We start from the raw sequence: 16151 nt of genomic DNA, 5'->3' as shown, positions 1-16151 counted from the left end.
GGTTCGTATATGAAGAAGGGTTTTATTAGCTTGCTCATGGTGATGATGGTTATCGGCATGATGCCGACTCTCTATGTAAGCGCTGCAACGAATGCGGCTCTTAATCAATCCGTCACCGCGAGCTCGACTGAAGATTCCGGTAAGACGCCTCAAATGGCGGTGGACGGGGACTCATCGACAAGATGGTCATCAGTCTATTCCGATCCGCAGTGGATCAGCGTCGATCTTGGCGCAGTCACTCCCGTTAACGGAGTAAAGCTGAATTGGGAAGTTGCATACGCGAAGGCGTACCAAATTCAAGTTTCAACTGATAATACGACCTGGACTACCGTTTATGCCACCACGGAAGGTGATGGAGGCATCGACAATATTTCTTTTGCGACGAATAACGCAAGATATGTAAGAATGTATGGAACACAGAGATCGACCAATTATGGATACTCGCTCTGGGAGTTCGAAGTACTTAAAGCTGATTCCAGCGATCTCACAGCTCCGACGGCTCCGACCAACCTGGCAAGCACCAGCAAGTCGGATACGACAGCAACTCTGGCCTGGACCGCTTCGACTGATGACACAGGCGTAATTGGCTATGATATCTACGAGGGAACAACGCTTGTAGGTTCGAGTTCAACGACCACTTATCTTGTTACAGGCCTGACAGCGAGCACGCTGTATAACTTCACGGTCAAAGCGAGAGATGCTGCGGGCAATGTATCGGCGGCAAGCAACTCGGTAAGCGTTACGACGAGTGCCTCCGAATCCAACATTATTTCGGGAACTGTGTACAAGCTTACGGCGCAGCACAGCGGTAAAAATCTGGATGTGGCCGGGGGATCAACCGCTGATGGCGCAAATGTGCAGCAGTGGACCGACAATGGCAATGCACAACAGAAATGGAGAGTTGTCAGCGTCGGAGACGGCTACTATAAATTGATTGTACAGTCCAGCGGCAAGGCTCTGGATGTAGCACAAGGCTCCACAGCAGATGGAGGAAATGTGCAGCAATTGACTGACAATGGTTCAACAAGTCAAATGTGGAAGATTGTTGACATCGGTGGCGGCTATTATAAACTGATCGCCAAATCCAGCGGTAAAGTTCTGGATGTAGCAGGCGGTTCTACCGCTGACGGAGCCAATGTTCAACTATGGACCGACAACGGAAATGCGCAGCAGAAATGGAAATTTACAGTTGTTGAAGATGCGGATAACACCGCTCCTACTGCACCATCGAGCGTAACCGCCGCTTCGAAGACGGATACGACGGTCAGCCTCAGTTGGACCGCTTCGACAGACAATGTCGGCGTAACGGGCTATGAAATCTACAATGGCTCGGTGCTGGCAGGCACCAGCACAACAACGAGCTATACGGTAACAGGTCTGACCGCGAGCATGGCGTACAGCTTTACGGTCAAAGCCAAGGACGCGGCGGGCAATGTATCGGCAGCCAGCAGCGCGGTACAAGTTACGACGAATCCTCCTTCTGTCGATACAACGGCCCCAACGGCTCCGACAAATGTAACCGCTGCCTCGAAGACGGCTACAACGGTTAGCCTGAGCTGGACTGCTTCGACGGACAATGTCGGTGTAACAGGGTATGAAGTTTACAATGGTTCGACTCTGGCAGGCACCAGCACAACGACGAGCTATACGGTAACCGGTCTGACTGCGAGCACGGCATACACCTTCACGGTCAAAGCCAAGGACGCAGCGGGCAATGTGTCGGCGGCCAGCAGCGCGGTACAAGTTACAACGAATCCTCCGTCTACAGATACTACGGCCCCTACGGCTCCGACAAATGTAACCGCTGCCTCAAAGACGGCTACAACGGTTAGCCTTAGCTGGACTGCTTCGACGGACAATGTTGGCGTAACGGGCTATGAAATCTACAATGGCCAGACGCTGGCAGGCACCAGCACAACGACGAGCTATACCGTAACCGGTCTGGCTGCAAGTACGGCATACACCTTCACGGTAAAGGCCAAGGACGCAGCAGGCAATACATCGGCGGCCAGCAGCGCGCTGCAGGTTACGACCAGTGCTAATTCGCCGCATGATGGTTTCTACATCAGCGGCAACACGCTCTATGACGCTAATGGCAATCCATTTGTCATGAGAGGAATCAATCACGCTTACAATTGGTATAAGGGCCAAGAGTCGGTTGCTATTCCGGCAATTGCCGCAACCAAAGCGAATACGATCAGAATTGTGCTCTCGAACGGTCAACAGTGGACCAAGGACAGCTTGGCCGCTATTCAGAACCTGATCACCTTGTCCGAACAGAACAAGCTGATCGTCATTCTGGAAGTTCATGACGCAACAGGATCGGAAAGCGCATCAGATTTAGAAAATGCCGCTAATTACTGGATCGAAATGAAGAGCGCGCTGATCGGGAAAGAGAAGACGGTCATCCTTAATATCGCGAACGAATGGTACGGCCCGTGGGATGGCGCTGGCTGGGCAGACGGATACAAATCCGTTATTCCCAAGCTTCGTAATGCGGGGATCAAGAATACCATCATGGTTGATGCCGCCGGATGGGGACAGTACCCGAAATCGATCTCTGATTACGGAACACAGGTATTTAATGCGGACCCGCTCAAAAATACGATGTTCTCGATTCATATGTATGAATATGCCGGAGGCGATGCAACAACAGTCAAGAGCAACATCGACAATGTGCTGAACAAGAATCTGGCCGTGGTCATTGGCGAGTTCGGAATCAAGCACACGAACGGTGATGTTGATGAAGCTACCATTATGAGTTACTCCCAAGAGAAGAGCGTAGGCTATCTCGGATGGTCCTGGAAGGGCAACAGCACTGATCTTGCATATCTCGACATGGCCAACGACTGGGCTGGAACGAGCTTGACCGAGCAAGGCCAGGCTATCATTAACGGAACATATGGAATCAAGGCAACTTCCAAAATCTGCACAGTGTATGACGATGTCCCGACGGATACCGAGGCGCCTACAGTACCTACGGCCCTTGCAGGCACTTCGCCTTCTTACTCCTCGGTCGCACTGACATGGGGAGCTTCGACAGACAATGTTGCCGTAACCGGCTACAACGTCTATCAAAATGGCAATCTGGTTGCCATTAGTCCGACGAACAGCTATACCGTGACAGGACTGAAGGCCAACACAGCTTACACCTTTACGGTGAAGGCCATTGACGCCGCAGGCAATGCATCCGCAGCTAGCAACGCGGTCATCGTTACGACAGCGGACAGCAATGATCATACGGCGCCTACAGCTCCGGCCGGATTGGCCGTAGTTCCGGCGATCACGACCGCTACTCTGACCTGGACAGCATCTACGGACAATGTTGGTGTAACCGGATACTATGTGTATCAGGACGGGGTCAAAGTCGGCACGACCGATGCCACCCGCCTGATCGTATCGGGCCTTGAGAGCAGCACAGCTTATACGTTCACTGTGAAGGCGTTCGATGATTCGGGCAACCTGTCGGATGCCAGCAACGCGGTAACGGTAACTACAGGCGACCCAACTCAGCTGCCGGAGATTGATCCGGGAATCATCGCTGATTATTCGACCTGGTATGTCGGTATCAATGGCGCCGACAAACCAGCCGCAGGCACGGTTGCTCAGCTTACACCGCTTGATAACGGCGGCTTGAACATGACCTTTAACCTGAAGACGGAGAATTATCCAAGCTTCCAAGTTGACCCGGTTCCGACAGTGGACTGGAGCACATATTCCAACATGAACCTGATCGTAACCAATCCGAACGCTGTCGAGATCCAATTGCAGCCGATTGTTAAAGACGGTGACTGGAAATGGGTAGAGCTTGGACAATACGTCAAAATTCCGGCGAAGACCACAACCATGGTAACGGTACCTTTGACCGGACTTGTCAACAAAGACGTTAACCGGATCATCCTGCGGGTTCAAGGCGGAAGCGGCGGTGTTGAAGGAAGCCTCCAGTTGCATACGATCAGCTTCGATCTGGCCGCGGATGCCTACGCTTCGACCATTGCCGAAATGAACCGTCCGAAGACGGCAAGTTATTATCCTTGGACCTTCGTAGAGTCTTCCTTTACGGCGAACGTATCGAGCGGACTCAATGGCGAGACCATCTTCGTTAATTACGCTTCTACATTGAGCGATACGAAGGCGGCCGGTGTGGGAACCGAGACCAAAACAGGACTTGGCATCGGAGATGACTGGTCGAAGTATGCCAGTCTCTCGAGCACTTTGACCAATAAGGGAACGTCTCCCATCCATGTATCCCTGGTTCTGAGAGTCGGCACTAACTGGACATGGGAAGAGACAGGCGGCCAGACGGCAACTGATCCTTCGTTCGAGAGAATCATTGCTCCCGGAGAGAGTGTGGATGTCACTTACGACTTCAATTCTCCGATCTGGAAATCTGCGCTTACCGAGTGGGTGAACAGCGCGGCCGTGTCCAAGCTGACGGATATCCGGGGTATTGAGTACAAGGTATACACCGGTGCCGGCGAGACAGCAGCGGCTGGAACCCTGGAGATCACCAACTTCAAATTGAATTTCTAGTACAGTCGCTAATCTCCAAAAGAGACGAGCGGTGGAGACTGTCGGGAATTTTCCCGGCAGTCTTTGTTTTTTTGATATCAGAACATAGAAACTTCCAAGCCTCGGCCCCCTCATATTCTGCAATCGTTGCGGCCAATGCTGTAGTTCCAGCGCATCATCACCACACACGCACCCCAGTCGCTCGCTCTGAATATAGCTTTTCTTTTCACAGCATTAACCTTCTGACCGGATAGATTTAACATTCCACCTTTATATTAAAATTTATGCGTTGCAGTCCGTAGGGATATTCAGGCAGCGAGAATCTATCACACTGGGGAGTGAAGGGAAGTTGGAGAGCACGCGAAGTAAGTCTTGGAGACGGATCGGCAAAAGAACCGCCAGCCGGATCATGTCAGGAGTGATGGCGCTTAGCTTGGCAATGGGAACGCTGGTTATGCCAGCAACCGTCCAGGCGGAGCCAGCACAGCAGGCAGGGCCCGAGCTGTACATAACGGAAATTCATCCCGATAATTCGGGAACGGATGATTTTGAGTTCTTTGAATTGTTCAATGCATCCGATTCGCCGCTTGATCTGAGCCAGTATAAGCTGCTGTATCGGTATACGGATAACAGCAAGCCGGATGCGCAATTGAATTTGCCTGCGGCCACGATTGGCCCCGGAAGGCTGCTGGTAGTCTGGAATAATATTAATACGACCGCTCCAAAGACGCTTGCCGACTTTAATGCCAAGTTCGGAACGGCGCTCAGCGATCTCGATGTCATTCAGCTGACCGGGTTCGACGGGTTCTACAACAGTGGCAACCGGGCGATTGCCGTTCGCCGCGCCGACGGAACCGAAATCGCCTCGGCCGCATACTTGAAAGCGGATATCGGGGCCGGTCTGGGCGTTCAGTATATGCCTGGAGCAAGCGGATCGGATGAGGCGAAGTTCGCCGTCCAAAGTCCGCCGACGCCGGGCAGAGCCCAGGCCGGACAGCTGTTTATGCTGTCGGGCGAGGACAATCTGCCGCCCTATATTTCGCATCAGCCGGTGAAGAACGCTGCGCCTTCAGAGAATCTCGCAATCAGCGCATCCATTGTCAATCCGGATGCTTCCGTCATCGGTTCCGTCTATGCATCGGAGACGGTTACGGGAGACGTCTATTACAAAGCCGGTGGAACCGACTTCGAGTGGGTTCCGATGAATGCGAACGGGGAACGCGCGTTCAGCGCTGTCATCCCGGGTTCAGCGCTCCATGGCAATGAGCTGACCTACTACATTGAAGCGCGGGATTCGGAGCATACCGTAGATACGCAACCGTACACTGTTGCCGTCGGAGAGGTAGCGGATCAGCCGCCGGTTATCGTCCATCAGCCAGTGACATCAGCCGATTCGCGCCAGAACCTGACAATTGAAGCCGAGATTACGGATGAGCAGCCTACAGTAACGGCGGCGGTCTATTATCGTCTCGGCGGACAGGGCGAATACCGCAAACTGGTCATGGCACAGAGCGTTGGCAGCCGGTATAGCGCGGTTATTCCATCATTAGAGCTTACATCCGCTGAGCTGGAATACCGGATCGAAGCCAGCGATGGCAAGCAACTGGCGGTTACGCCGAATTATTCCGTAGCGGTCACAGTTCAGGGAGGCGATGATACCAAAGCGCCGCGTCTGCTTATTACCGAACTGGTGCCTGATTCCACCAATATCGGCAGCGCAGACGGCTACGAATTCGTCGAGCTGTATAACAACAGTGATCGCGACATCAACCTGAAAGACTATAAGCTGATGTACCGCTACACCGCTTCGGGACCGGATGCCGATGTTATCTGGCCGACTGATCGTGAGGACATTCTCATCAAATCGGGCCAGACAATCGTCTTCTGGGTGATCAATTCCGCCAATGGCAGCAGTACAGTTGCCGACTTCAACGCGAATTACGGCACACAACTTGTAGAGAATGAGAACATCTTCCGCATATACAGCGCCGGTATGGCCAATGGCGGAGGACGGGCTCTGGTTATCGCGACCAATACACGCAAGGAAATTGCCGTCGCTTCCTACGACAACGATGGGGAGACCGTTGCGAATAAGGGCATTTTCTATAAGGCGCCTACTGACGGCACAACTCAGATGATCAAGACCAGCGCCGGACTGCTGCCAGCTACACCTGGAACGGTCGATCCGCTTCAGGTGCCGGCGACGAAGGTGCATGTCCCGGACGATCTGACTGCACCGACGGTTGCCAATCTGACGGCTTCCGGTGAGACCGATCAGGGCAAGGACTTCGAGCTTGTCGCCGACGCTCAGGATGACGCAGGCATCAAGTCGGTTGCGGTATATTACCGGAGCAACCTGCAGAGCGAGTACACGAAGCGTTACTTGGCCGAGAGCTATAATGACGGCATGTATCATTACAAGCTGTTCTCCCCGGACCTGATCGGCCGGGATTATATCGAGTATTACTTCACGGTGTCGGACGGGACTTTCGAGACGACTTCGGACAAGTACCGTCTGGTGATAACGGGCGGCAGAGATACGGCGCCCCTGCGTCTGAATGTGAAGGACGGGGACATTCTCTCCGGTGAGAAGCTGCTGAAGGCTACGGCTGAGCAGGGTTCTCCGTCGGATCTGAAGCTGTCGCTGGACGGAAAGGCGCTTCAGGGGACTTACGCTTCGCTTGAGAATAACGCCTACTTTGCTTTTGACGCTTCCGCAGTCAATTACTACTTTAAAAATGGCGTCACGATCGGCCAGGAGATTCTCTACACTTTCCAGGACCCGATTGATCAGTACACGACGCTGACGGTGCCGATTGAAGCGGAGCGTCTGAAGACTGGTGCGAATACCATTTCGATTCGGGCAGGATCAAAGACCTCTCCTTTTGATGACCGCGCCGAGGAGAACAAGGATGATTTCACTGTCCGCAATGTAAGATTGGTACTGGCTGACGGAACGGAAATCTACGACTCCAGGTTCGCGAATCCGAATCAGGAAATTCAGATGGGCGATTCCGCGGGAAAGAACGAGTTCGTGGATTTCAGCTTCGTTCTTCCTGATGACAAGCTGTCTTCGGCCACATACAAGCTCGATACCCACCAACTGGCGGACGGCGGACATACGTTGGCAGTTGAGCGGGCAGGCGAACCAGCCGTAACCTCTGCATTCCAGGTGGACAATACGGCGCCTGCCGTTAAGTCAAGCGTGGAAGAAGGCCGCGAATACCGCGGAGCATTCACAATTGATGCGGCAGTAACCGATGCGATAGCCGGAGTGGGCACCGTGAAGGCATGGCTGGATGACAAGCCGATCAAGCTGCCTTACGCCACAGCGTCGTATCTGCTGACCGGGGGACAGCATCATCTGAAGATTGAGGCGAGCGACCTCGCCGGCAACACCGGTACGAGCGAGATCGGCTTCTCGGTTCCGGATGAGCTGCCGAATAAACCGGAGCTGGTATCTCCCGGGGAGGGGGCGACCGGATTGACATCCAGCGCGGAGCTGGCGGTGAAGGTAAGTGATCCGCTGCAGGATAAGCTGAATGTGTCCTTCTACCGGGGCTTCAAGCATGATGCGTCGAACCTGGCCTCCATTACGGCCTTCAAAGGCGCGGCCGATACCGAGCCGCCGAAATCGCTGACCCCTGGCGGCGAGAGCGCGCTGACCGGCAGCGATTATGCGAAGATTGCGAAGGCGGACGGCGACTATCTCACGGAGGACTCTACCGAGGCGTTCCCGTATCACCGGTTCGACATTAATCTGAATCCGCTTGTCAAAGACACCGATCTCGTGGAGATCGCTTGGCAGGGACACTCGCTCGAAGGCCGGAAGGTATCGCTGTATGCCTGGAGCCCTGCCGAAGGCGCCTGGAAATCGCTGGTGTACAAGATTGCCGGAATTGAGGATTTTGAGCTGAAGTCTTCCGTAGCTGCTGGCGACTATCGTGAAGGCAATACGATTCACCTGATGGTTCAGGACAAAATTGCGCCCAAGGAAGCAGCGCCGCAAGAATCCGTGCCGTTCGATTATTCATTCGTCTGGATGTCCGATACGCAGTATTATGCGGAGAGCTATCCACATATATATGAAGACATTGTCAACTGGATCGCTGCGAAGAAGGATGAGTTGAACATCAAGTATGTGTTCCACACCGGCGACATCGTCGATGACGCCGATCAGGCCTACGAGTGGGACGTTGCCAACCAGAACATGAAGGTGCTGGAAGATGCCGGACTGCCTTATGGCGTGCTGGCTGGCAACCATGACGTCGATCATCAGTACGGCGATTACAGCTACTATTGGACGCATTATGGGGAAGACCGGTTCAAGGATCAGCCGTATTACGGAGAATCCTACAAGAACAACATGGGACACTATGATCTGATCTCTGCTGGCGGCAACGATTATATTATGCTGTATATGGGCTGGGGACTGGGAGACGACGAGATCGACTGGATGAACGAGGTTCTGCAAAAGTATCCGAACCGTAAAGCCATCATCTGCATGCATGAATATTTGCTCGTCTCCGGCAACCGCGCTCCGATCGCCGACAAGGTGTTCGAGCGGGTCGTCATGCCGAACAAGAATGTTATTGCAACCCTAAGCGGCCATTACCATGACTCGGAGCTGCTCGTCGACGGGATCGACGATGACGGCGACGGCGTCAATGACCGCAACGTCTATCAAATGCTGGCCGACTATCAGGGTGCGCCCGAAGGCGGTCTGGGGTACATCCGTCTGCTGAAGGTCGATGCCGCCCATAATAAAATTTACGTACAGACGTATTCGCCTTATCTTAAAGAATACAATTTCTACAAACCGGAGCAGGATCCCGGCAAAGATGAATTTGTGATCGACCTTGATCTGCAGCCGCAGACGAAAGAAGTCTCAACCGATTATTTCGGCGTGAATGTGTATACAGACATCAAGGTTGGCGAGAAGCCGAATGTAGCCAGCGGCGAGACAGCCAGCGCCGTCTGGAGCGGATTGTCTCCGCAGACCCGCTATGAATGGTATGCCACGGCTGAGGACGAATATGGCGGCAGAACGCTGTCCGACATCTGGTCGTTCACAACCGGCGAAATCAATCCGGTTACGCCGACGGAAAGTCCGCAGCCTTCGACCGGACCGACTGCTACCCCGACACCTGAGCCGGTGCCAAGCCAGGCTCCGGTGGCATCGCCGTCACCTTCCGCTACCGCCGGATCGGCTGTCGTGGTGCCGGTGCTGGAGAACGGCGTGTACATCGCCGGGGCAGATGCCTTGTCGAAAGCGGCAGGCCAGTTGAACGGTGCATCAGCGGTTGAAGTCCACATCCCGGCGGAACCCGCAGCTGGAAGCGACATGGTGCTGCGTCTCGACGGCGCCGGCGTGCAGGCCGTGCAGCAGCGGCAGGCATCGCTGAAGGTCTTCGCCGGAAACACATCGGTCGAGCTGCCGAGTGCCGTGCTTCGGCAGGCGCAGGATGCGCAGACGGTCACGCTGACGATCCGCGCCTTGACCGCCGCGCAGCTTCAGGCGGAGACAAGCGCCGCAACCGGAGCCGATCCGGCGCTGTCCGCGAACGGCGCGGGCTACACCTTCACCCTGACGCTGCGGAATGGAACGGAAGAGACCCGGCTGACTTCGTTCGCCGCGCCGGTCACCGTAACGGCGGGACTGACGCAGCAGCAGAATGCCGGTCTTGATCAGGACTATGCAGGTGTCTACTATATTAATGGTTCTTCCGCGCAGTATATGGGAGGAACGTTCGCAGATGGCACTGTGACCTTCGGCACGAGCCATTTCTCGACCTTCGCCGTGCTTGATTACCGCAAGCAGTTCAACGATCTGCAGGGTCATTGGGCGAATCGCGATGTGCAGCGTCTGGCTGCCAAGCATGTGGTCACCGGCGTGTCGGACAAGCTGTTCGCGCCAAGCCGCAGCATCACGCGGGCCGACTTTGCCGTGCTGGCCGTGAAGCTGCTCGGATACAGCAGCCCGGCGGCAGGCACATCATTCACCGACGTGCCGGCATCTGCGTACTACGCCGGTTATGTCGCCAAGGCCGCCGAGCTCGGCCTGATCCAGGGCTACGGCGGCAGCTTCCGGCCGGGCGATTCCATCACCCGGGAAGAGGCGGCGGTCATGCTGACGAAGCTGCATGCATTGTCCACCGGCGCTCAAGCAAGCTCGTCCGCTAGCGCCGCAGCCGACTTCACCGACATGGGCTCGGCTTCCCAATGGGCCGCAGCTTCAATCCGCACCGCCCGGTCGCTTGGCCTGATCAACGGCGTGGACGGTTCCCGCTTCCTGCCGAAAGCGAAGGTCTCCCGCGCGGAAGCGGCGGCCATGCTGTCGAGAATGCTGGATCTGAAGCAGCAGTAAACGGCTATCCAATAAGCGCCGGACCTGAGGGCGCTGTCTATACTTGACCGGCGGCGCGTTACATCAGTGCGCCGCTGCTTGCAGCCTCACGCTGCCGCATACCCGAGGAAGAACACGGTATGGGGCGGCGGAGGCTGTTAACTTTTTCCATAGCCAGTTGAGTCTACCGGACCGTTCCATATCATGGTAAAATCCTCAGTATAGACGCTTACATAGGTCAGTGCTCAAGTAAGAGAGCTCAAGAAAACGGAAGCAATCCCGAAGCAATTCCTGGCATGGCAGACGGTGCTTCAGATTCAGGGAATGGGGCGGAGGATGAGGAGAGAGAAGATTGTTCGAATATCGATCGGAATCCTGCTCGCGGTTCTGGTCATGACGCCAATCGTATATGTCCAGGGAAACAAGCTTATTTATGCGCACAAGGTTAAGGCCTATCTGCTGGAACAAGAGCATTACCGGAAAGAAGAAATTCAATCGGTTCGGGGAATATGGGGGATCAAGCTGCCGTCATTTTTCGCTGTTGTTACGTTTAAGGATGAGCCTCATGTGGAATATATCTATTTTGCCCATAATGAGGTGCATCAGTTCGGCTATCGGCTGACTCCGGAAGGCAGGGATCATGATTTTAAGGAAAAGGATTTGAAGCATTACATCCCATTCTAAATTTACTCCAATACTTCAAGAACTGGAAATGAGGGCTATGATGAAAATAGCATTGCTGATTGTGGATATGCAGTCCGTGCACGTACAGGACCAAGTGGATGAGCGAAAAATAAACCGGGCCTGCGAGTACATCAACTATGTCGCCGGGCAGCTTCGTTCGAAGAATCAAGTTGTAATTCATGTGCAGGATGTCGAGGGGATGACGGAGGATAACCGGGAGCTGTATGCGGTGATTCCGGAGGTTCACGTGTACGATTCGGACCTGAGGGTAGCCAAGGAGAGCGGGAATGCGTTCTGGAACACGGAGCTGGAGCAGGTTCTGGCCCGTCACGGGGTAAGGTTGGTCATTATCGCGGGATTCGCGGCTGAGCAGTGCGTGCTGTTTACCTATAATGGAGCGGAAGAAAGAGGGTTCAGACCTGTTATTCTGCAAAATGGCGTTCTCAGCACTCATAGCGATGCTGTTGACGCAACTTACCGGGACCGCAATGTCATTTCCTATCCTGTTGTCGAGTTCTTGATTTAAGCGGCGATTAATCCGAGACAGGATTGGAAAGGAGCCGGGCTGTTGTGATGAATCCCAACGAATTCTGGAACCAGGCGTTCGGCAGGTCAGGTCTGGAGCCTCATTATGATGACTGGCTGGACAAATATAAGGAAGAGCTGGATCGATGCAGCGGAAGAACTATTCTGGATTTGGGCTGCGGCATCGGAAATAATGCGAAATATTTGACCGAGCGTGGACACAAGGTCCTTTGCTGCGATCAGTCTGAGGTTGCTTTGGAGAAGCTGCGCGCTTTTGTGCCCGAGGCGGAGACCAAAAGGCTTAATATGCTGGAGGGTCTTTCTTTTGCTGACGGGAGCTTTCCTCTTGTCATCGCGGATTTGTCCCTGCACTATTTCGATGAGGCGGATACGTTTCGGATTGTGCGGGACATTCATAGAGTGCTGGAGGAGGGGGGACTGCTGCTCTGCAGGCTGAATTCCATCCGATCGCTGCCGGTTTACACCGGATATTACATAGAAGTCGGAGGTTTAATGCGCCGGTATTTTGACAGGGAACAGGTTGATTATTATTTCGGCAATGACCTGTGGGAGAAGATGACCTGCCTGGAGTATCCTATGGACCGGTATTTCAAAGGAAAGATCGTGTGGGAGGTGCCGGCGAAAAAGAGAGGCTGAACGCTTGACTGCACAGGAGGGTTGTACTTGAAAAAAATCTGTATCTTCTTGCTCGCCGCTGGCTTGGCGCTTTCGGGCTGCAGCTCAGACAGCGTCGATACGCCGCGCTATGAAGGAAAAAGGCTGGTCATCGGCGTAATTGGAAATCCCCCGAAGGTAAGAGAAGCTGCATATACAGTTAAATGGAAGGAAGTCACTTTCACTTCACTCCAGAACAGCCGGGATAAGTCCGAGATCGATGCGGTGATTATTACGGAGGATCATTTGGCGGAAGCCGACTCACCTGAGTATGCGAAGCTGTATCAAGAGGGCGGCATCCCCTTTTTCTTCATCGGGTCCAAGAAGTCCTACATTCCATTTGTCCATGAAGACCTGGCTTATCAGGATGTCCCTGATCTGTCTGCAGATATGTATGCCACCGGGTATTATCAAACGGGCGACAAGGGTAAATATTGGGGATACGGGCTCTATAACGATAAGCTTAATGATGCCAACATCAAGGATGTATACTCCCGGATTTTTACAACGATTGCCTCACTGAATCTATAACATTCCAACAATAAAGGAGCAAGGACATGCCGTATATTCTGATCTTGTTCATGCTGCTGGTTTCGGGGATTGGAGACCATTCAGCCTACAAGCACTATATTGCGGACGGGCCGTCGATGGAGCCGACGATTTCAGCGGGAGAGCGTCTCACTGTAGACACCCAATACTACTCGAACCATGACTTTGAGCGGGGCGACCTTATTGTATTTAATGAGCCTTCCGAGGATGTCACATTTATTAAGCGGATTGTAGGCTTGCCTGGAGAAAGAATCAAGCTGGCCGGAAATGTCCTGTACATCAACGGCGCTCCGCTTAAGGAAACGTATCTGCAAGACCCGGCCGACCCGGACAGCCCCAATGGCGATATGGAGGAAATGAAAATTCCGGAGAACAGCGTATTTGTATTGGGCGACAACCGCGGCGACAGCGTGGACAGCCGGATGCTGGGAGCCATCCCTGAGGATCAAATTATCGGGAAGGTTGCTCAAAACTGGCATCCATAGAGAATAGGCACCATAAGGAGGAGTTTCAATGAATCCGATTCTGCATCAAATCGGCGCGGTCTTTATCCCGGTCCGAGACATTGAGAAGGCGCGTGATTGGTACAGCGATCTGCTGGGTCTGCCGGAGCGTGGCGAGATTTTATTCGGCCATCTCTATGTAATTCCTCTACAAGGAATGAATCTGGTGCTGGACAGCCGGATTTATTCGGAAGAGAATCTCTTTCAGGTCCCGGCTTTTCATTTTAATACAGAGGATATTGAGCAAGCTTACGAGTATATGAATAGCAGGGATGTAGAGCTCACGACGGAAATTGAGAACAACCACTGGTTTAACTTTAGAGACCCTGACGGCAATCATCTGATGATGTGCAAATGCTGACCCTTGACCCCTTCTATACCAACCTGTCCCCGGAGGACAGAGCATTGTTCGCGGAAATTGCCGAATATGCGATGCAGCTCGGATATAAGCCGAAAAAGTCGAAGACTGCAGCAATCCATTATGTCTTCACCAGCAGCATAATTCGAAAATATCTCCTAAAATTCTTCATTCAGCAGGGCAAGCCTGTCCTGAACTGGAGCGGCAGCATACTTTTTACGCAGAAAGGAAATGAACCATGATTCAATCCATCGTCCACATCGCGCTTGTCGTCAAAGATTACGATGAGGCCATCGAATTCTATACACAGAAGCTGAATTTCGTATTGGTCGAGGATATTTACCAGCCCGAGCAGGACAAACGCTGGGTTGTTATCTCGCCTCCCGGTTCCGTAGGAACGACGATTCTGCTTGCAAGAGCCTCGAAGCCGGAGCAGGAGCCTTTTATCGGGAATCAGACGGGCGGGAGAGTGTTTTTGTTTCTGAACAGTGATGATTTCTGGCGGGATTATAACGATATGGTTGCCAAAGGCATTGAATTTGTCCGCGAGCCAAAAGAACAGCCTTATGGAATGGTTGCGGTATTCAAGGACTTGTACGGCAATCAGTGGGATTTGCTCCAGCTTAATGAGGATCATCCCATCATGAAGCGGATGAAGTAGCAGGCAGGAGGATACGCTGCCATGATTGAATTTGGAAACCTGCTGATTCCCGCCGCCGTGCTGCTGCCCAACTTGCTATATGCCTTTTGGCCGGCTGCGAACGTTCCAAAACTTACGGATTCTCCAAGGAGCCTCTTGTATAAAATTGTTGAAGGCGCGGGGAGGGCAGGGGTGATGATAACTCCCATTTTCTCCGCTGCTCCGCAGTTCAATCTGTATGAAACCTTCTTCTTATCCGGTATGATCGTCTTCCTGCTGTTATATTATGCCGGTTGGGCCAGATATTTGGCAGGCGGGAGGGAATGGAGTCTGCTCTTTCTCCCGATGGGCGGGCTGCCCGTTCCTATGGCTGTTGCGCCTGTTCTTTTTTTCATAAGCGCCTCGCTCTTTCTGCATTCCCCATTGCTGCTGATCAGCAGCCTGATACTGGGAGCCGGACATATCCCGGCCAGCCTCCATATGTACCGGCAAATAGGAGGTGACAGAAAAAAATGATAGTTTGCAGGAGGGGAGATTCGTGAACTGTTCCGCTGTTGTGCTTGATTTGGACGGCACTCTACTAAACTCGGAAAAAACCGTATCTGCCCGCAGCTTTGAGGCAGTCCGTGACTGCTATATGCGCGGCATGAAAATCATCTTTGCAACTGCGCGTCCTCCGAGAGCGGTAAAGGCACTGCTTCCGGAAGAATTTATCGAGTGGGGCTCCTTCATTTACTATAACGGGGCTTATACCCAATGCAGGCATACCGGCATCGATCATCATGATCCGATTGAAGCTTCGCTTACCGCCGAGGTGCTGCGTTATTGCCTGGACTGTGAGCCGGATCTGGATATCAGTCTGGAAATTATGGATGTCTGGCTGAGCCATAAGATTTACCCGGAGGAGACGCTGCTAAAGGTCATAGACAGGCCGCAAGTCATGCCGGTTGAGGAACTGATGAAACGGGAGGCTACCAAAATTCTCTATTCTGGCAAAGTGAATCCGAAGCCGTTGATTGAGAAATTCGGGACACGGCTGAATATCCTGGTTACGGACAACGGCAGTCTGGTGCAAATATCGTCCACAGCGGCTTCGAAAGAGAATGCGCTGACCAGGCTATGCGAGCGACTGGATATTCCGCTTGAACATGTCGCAGCCTTTGGTGATGATTATAACGATATCGGGCTGTTCCAAATTTGCGGCTGGCCGGTTGCCATGGGCAATGCGGTTCATGAATTGAAGAGTATGAGCAAAGAGATCACGGACAGCAATGACCAGGACGGAGTCGCCCTAGTATTGGAGCGATTACTGTTGGAAGGGTGAACCTGACAGCAAGACGATACACGAGGGGGGATTTT

General features: G+C 53.2%; 11 protein-coding genes and 1 pseudogene. All 12 read left to right on the top strand.

Annotated elements, in window-relative coordinates; genetic code table 11:
• Positions 1-9: 9 nt before the first annotated feature.
• The 12 genes and pseudogenes from PSTEL_RS27245 to PSTEL_RS21190 all read left to right on the top strand — a co-directional run bounded on the left by PSTEL_RS27245 (position 10) and on the right by PSTEL_RS21190 (position 16116).
• Positions 10-4533 carry a fibronectin type III domain-containing protein gene (locus PSTEL_RS27245; RefSeq protein WP_084065241.1) on the top strand — a complete coding sequence of 1508 codons (4524 nt, stop codon included), beginning with the start codon at positions 10-12 and terminating at the stop codon, positions 4531-4533.
• Between the two features lie 388 nt (positions 4534-4921).
• Positions 4922-5377 (top strand): annotated as a pseudogene (locus PSTEL_RS29005) (lamin tail domain-containing protein); the annotation flags it as partial.
• A 636-nt stretch (positions 5378-6013) separates the two neighbouring features.
• Positions 6014-10879 carry an S-layer homology domain-containing protein gene (locus PSTEL_RS21240; protein ID WP_425415285.1) on the top strand — a complete coding sequence of 1622 codons (4866 nt, stop codon included), beginning with the start codon at positions 6014-6016 and terminating at the stop codon, positions 10877-10879.
• A gap of 315 nt (positions 10880-11194) precedes the next feature.
• Positions 11195-11542 (top strand): DUF3139 domain-containing protein, encoded by a 348-nt coding sequence (locus tag PSTEL_RS21235; RefSeq protein ID WP_245625001.1) that lies wholly within the window; start codon positions 11195-11197, stop codon positions 11540-11542.
• Between the two features lie 37 nt (positions 11543-11579).
• Positions 11580-12068 carry a cysteine hydrolase family protein gene (locus tag PSTEL_RS21230; RefSeq protein ID WP_342666526.1) on the top strand — a complete coding sequence of 163 codons (489 nt, stop codon included), beginning with the start codon at positions 11580-11582 and terminating at the stop codon, positions 12066-12068.
• Between the two features lie 47 nt (positions 12069-12115).
• Positions 12116-12724 (top strand): class I SAM-dependent methyltransferase, encoded by a 609-nt coding sequence (locus tag PSTEL_RS21225; RefSeq protein ID WP_038698433.1) that lies wholly within the window; start codon positions 12116-12118, stop codon positions 12722-12724.
• 27 nt (positions 12725-12751) lie between these two features.
• Positions 12752-13273 carry a hypothetical protein gene (locus PSTEL_RS21220; protein WP_038698431.1) on the top strand — a complete coding sequence of 174 codons (522 nt, stop codon included), beginning with the start codon at positions 12752-12754 and terminating at the stop codon, positions 13271-13273.
• Between the two features lie 26 nt (positions 13274-13299).
• Complete coding sequence (lepB, locus tag PSTEL_RS21215; protein WP_038698429.1) at positions 13300-13776, top strand: signal peptidase I; 477 nt, start codon at positions 13300-13302, stop codon at positions 13774-13776.
• A 28-nt stretch (positions 13777-13804) separates the two neighbouring features.
• Positions 13805-14155 (top strand): VOC family protein, encoded by a 351-nt coding sequence (locus PSTEL_RS21210; RefSeq protein ID WP_038698427.1) that lies wholly within the window; start codon positions 13805-13807, stop codon positions 14153-14155.
• A 235-nt stretch (positions 14156-14390) separates the two neighbouring features.
• Positions 14391-14813 (top strand): VOC family protein, encoded by a 423-nt coding sequence (locus PSTEL_RS21200; protein ID WP_038698423.1) that lies wholly within the window; start codon positions 14391-14393, stop codon positions 14811-14813.
• A 21-nt stretch (positions 14814-14834) separates the two neighbouring features.
• On the top strand, positions 14835-15308 hold the full coding sequence (locus PSTEL_RS21195) for a hypothetical protein (protein WP_038698421.1): 474 nt from the start codon (positions 14835-14837) through the stop codon (positions 15306-15308).
• A 22-nt stretch (positions 15309-15330) separates the two neighbouring features.
• Complete coding sequence (locus PSTEL_RS21190; protein WP_038698419.1) at positions 15331-16116, top strand: Cof-type HAD-IIB family hydrolase; 786 nt, start codon at positions 15331-15333, stop codon at positions 16114-16116.
• The last annotated feature ends 35 nt before the right edge of the window (positions 16117-16151 follow it).

The sequence above is a fragment of the Paenibacillus stellifer genome (assembly GCF_000758685.1).
Lineage (GTDB): Bacteria > Bacillota > Bacilli > Paenibacillales > Paenibacillaceae > Paenibacillus_AQ > Paenibacillus_AQ stellifer.
Note: the sequence above shows the minus strand (reverse complement) of the source record. Positions and strands in the feature narration are given on the sequence as shown.